This is a genomic window from Nocardia sp. JMUB6875 (genome assembly GCF_041154655.1).
Taxonomy (GTDB): Bacteria; Actinomycetota; Actinomycetes; order Mycobacteriales; family Mycobacteriaceae; genus Nocardia.
This window is the reverse complement of record NZ_BAAFGR010000335.1, coordinates 1-3,362: the sequence shown is the minus strand read 5'-3', so window position 1 is coordinate 3,362 and position 3,362 is coordinate 1. Positions and strand designations below refer to the sequence as shown.

The following is a 3,362-nucleotide window of genomic DNA, read 5'->3' as shown; positions in this document are numbered from 1 at the left end:
GCGTAGTGGAAGACTCGGGGGTATGCAGCGTGACGGCGAATCCCAGGCCGACGGCACCAGCGGCGAGGATCGCCCCGACGTCGAATTCCATCCCGCCGGTTCGATCCCCAAGCCACCCCGGCTGTCGCAGGGGTACTTCCCGGGTGAGCAGAAGCAGCATCCGGCGCTGATCACCGAGGCCGCGACGTCGCTCGAGCAGCAGCACAAGGATCGGGTGCGGCGCTACATCATGATCATGTCGTTCCGCATCCCCTGCCTGATCGGCGCGGCGATCGCCTACGGCCTGTGGCACACCTGGTGGATCTCGCTGCTGATCATCGGCGTCTCGATTCCGCTGCCGTGGATCGCGGTGCTGGGCGCGAACGACCGCCCGCCCCGCACCAAGGAAGAACCCAGCCGCTGGGACGGGCGGAACAATCAGAAGGCGATCGAATCAGGCCCGCACAACGCCATCGAGGGATGACGCCTTGCGCGGGATGGCCGCCGAGAACAGTGCCGCCAGCCCGCACAGGCCGCCGGCGATGAACCACGCGGTCGTGTAGCTGCCCTGCGCATCACGAATCACGCCCGCGCCGAAGGCCGCGAGGGCCGCACCCAGCTGGTGCGAGGCGAAGACCCAGCCGAAGGCGACCGGTCCGTCCGCGCCGAAGTGCTCGCGGCACAGTGCGACCGTCGGCGGCACGGTGGCGATCCAGTCCAGGCCGTAGAAGATGATGAACGCCCACATGCTCAGCTGCACGTCCGGGCCGAACAGGATCGGCAGGAACAGCAGTGAGACACCGCGCAGCGTGTAGTAGGTGACCAGCAGGTACCGGGAATCGATGCGGTCGGTGAGCCAGCCCGAGGCGATGGTGCCCGCGACATCGAACAGGCCGCAGACGGCCAGCAGGCTCGCGGCGGTGGTGGCGGGCATGCCGTGATCGTGGGCGGCGCTCACGAAATGGGTGCCGATCAGGCCGTTGGTGGAGGCGCCGCAGATGGCGAAACCGCCTGCCAGCAGCCAGAACACGGGCTTGCGGACAATCATCGCCAGGACTGTGAGCGCCCGGGTCGCGCCGCCGGGCGAGGCCGTGCGCACGCCCGCATCGCTGCCGGGTTCGGCGCCGTAGGCGCGGGCGCCGACATCGCTGGGGAAGTCGCGCACGAACAGCACCACCAGCGGTACCACCGCCAGCGCCAGTCCCGACACCACCAGAGACGGTGTGCGCCAACCGTGATCGCGGGCCAGGCTCGCGATCAGCGGCAAGAACACCAGCTGCCCGGCCGCACCCGCGGCGGTGAGCACACCGGTGACCAGGCCGCGCTGCTTCACGAACCAGCGGCCGGTGATGGTGGCCACGAACGACATCGACATGGATCCCACGCCGACGCCGACCAGCACACCCCAGGTGGCCATGAGCTGCCACGGCCGGGTCATGAACACCGTCAGCCCGCTGCCCGCCGCGATCAACAGCAGTGCGCAGGCCACCACGCGGCGAATCCCGAACCGGTCCATGAGCGCGGCCGCGAACGGCGAGAACAGGCCGTAGAGCACCACATTCACCGACACCGCCGCGCCGATGGTGCCGTGCGACCAGCCGAACTCCTCGTGCAGCGGATCCATGAGCACGCCGGGCACCGAGCGGAATCCGGCCGCGCCGATGAGCGCCACGAAGCTCACGGCCGCCACGATCCAGGCGGGATGCAGGCCGCGGCGCTCGGCCGGCGGCCGCTCAGGCTTCGCCAATGGCGTTGTGCCCTCCGCTGATTCCAGGTCGAGGTCGTCTCTCAATTCGCTCACCGCATGAGCGTGACCGAAATACGCTTCCCGAACGAGTGGCCGGAATGCCACAATGCGTCAAGATCTAGCCAAAATGGAGGGAGCATCGTGCCGACACCCCATCTCGTCGCGGTCCTCGTCCTGGAACCCACCGTCGGATTCGATATGGCCATCCCGCCCCTGGTGCTCGGCGCGGCCGTCGACGAGGACGGCAACCAGCTCTACGAGGTGCACACCTGCGGCATCGAAGAAGGCGGCGTCGTAGCCACCGGCGGATACACCGTCATCCCGGAATACGGTCCGGAACTGCTGACCCGCGCCGACACCGTGATCGTGCCGGGCACCCGCATCACCCAACCGCGCCGCGACGGCACGCTGCCGTCCCCGGTATCCGAGGCGCTGGCCACGATTCGGCCCGACGCGCGCATCGTCTCCATCTGCACCGGCGCGTTCGTGCTGGCCGCGGCGGGCCTGCTGGACGGCCGCCGCGCCACCACCCACTGGCAGTTCGCCGACCGCTTCCGCGAGCTCTACCCCGATGTCCTGCTGGACGAGAGCCAGCTGTTCATCCAGGACGGAAACGTCTGGTCCTCAGCGGGATTGGCCGCGGGCATCGATCTATGCCTGCATCTGATCCGCACCGATCACGGCACCGCCGCCGCCAATGGCGCGGCCCGCTACTGTGTGGTGCCGCCGTGGCGCGAGGGCGGGCAGTCGCAGTTCATCGAGCGGCAGGTGCCCGAGCCGGGCAGCGACGGCACCGCGCCGACACGCCGCTGGGCGCTGCACCATCTGGACCGGGAGCTGGACCTGAACTCCCTTGCCGCGCATGCTCATATGAGCGTGCGCACCTTCACCCGCCGGTTCAAGGCAGAGACCGGTATGGCGCCGGGCGCGTGGATCCTGCAGCAGCGCGTCCGCCATGCCCGGCACCTGCTGGAGACCACCGACCTGCCGATCGACGAGGTGGCGCGGGCCGCGGGGCTGGGCACCTCCGCGTCGCTGCGCCATCACATGCGCCTGGAACTGGGCGTGCCGCCGCTGGCCTACCGCAAGACCTTCCGCAAGCGCGAGCCCCTGCGGACAGCCTGACCGAAATATGGGAGACAGCATGACGATTCGCTGGGTGTGGGCCTTCCTGGACCGTCCCGCCGCACAATTCGACACCGCCGCCGAATTCTGGACCGCCGTCACCGGCACCACCCTCTCGCCCCGCCGCGGCGACCGCGACGAATTCGTCACGCTGCTACCGGAATCCGGCGCGCCGACCCTCAAGATGCAGGCCCTGGCCGACGGCCCCGCCCGCATCCACCTGGACCTCGATGTCGACGACGTCCCCGCCGCCACCGACCGCGCCGTCCAACTCGGCGCCACCCTCGCCGAGGACAACATCCTCACCGAACGCATCGGCTACGCCGTCCTGCACTCCCCCGCCGGAATGCCCTTCTGCATCACCCCCTTCCACGACGGGTCGGGCGGCCTCACCCCCACCGTCACCGGCCCCGCTGGCGACCGCAGCCGCCTCGACCAAATCTGTCTCGACATCGGCGATTCCGACTACAACACCGAATCTCGCTTCTGGACCGACCTCACCGCCTGGGCC

At 69.4% G+C, this 3,362-nt stretch carries 4 protein-coding genes; 3 read left to right on the top strand and 1 reads right to left on the bottom strand.

Annotated elements, in window-relative coordinates; translation table 11 throughout:
- Positions 1-22: 22 nt before the first annotated feature.
- Positions 23-463: a DUF3099 domain-containing protein gene (locus ACAM49_RS39370; protein WP_369640606.1), complete on the top strand. Its 441-nt coding sequence runs from the start codon at positions 23-25 to the stop codon at positions 461-463.
- On the opposite strand, the gene ACAM49_RS39365 is transcribed toward ACAM49_RS39370, so the two are convergent.
- Entirely contained in the window at positions 434-1,726 is a 1,293-nt protein-coding gene (locus ACAM49_RS39365; protein ID WP_369640605.1) for an MFS transporter, read from the bottom strand. The genes ACAM49_RS39370 and ACAM49_RS39365 overlap by 30 nt on opposite strands.
- A gap of 141 nt (positions 1,727-1,867) precedes the next feature.
- Between ACAM49_RS39365 and ACAM49_RS39360 the strand changes: the two genes are divergently transcribed.
- Both ACAM49_RS39360 and ACAM49_RS39355 read left to right on the top strand, forming a co-directional pair.
- Positions 1,868-2,851, top strand: coding sequence for a GlxA family transcriptional regulator (locus ACAM49_RS39360; RefSeq protein ID WP_369640604.1), 984 nt, complete (start codon positions 1,868-1,870; stop codon positions 2,849-2,851).
- A gap of 19 nt (positions 2,852-2,870) precedes the next feature.
- On the top strand, positions 2,871-3,362 hold a 492-nt coding region (locus ACAM49_RS39355), incomplete at its 3' end, for a VOC family protein (protein ID WP_369640603.1).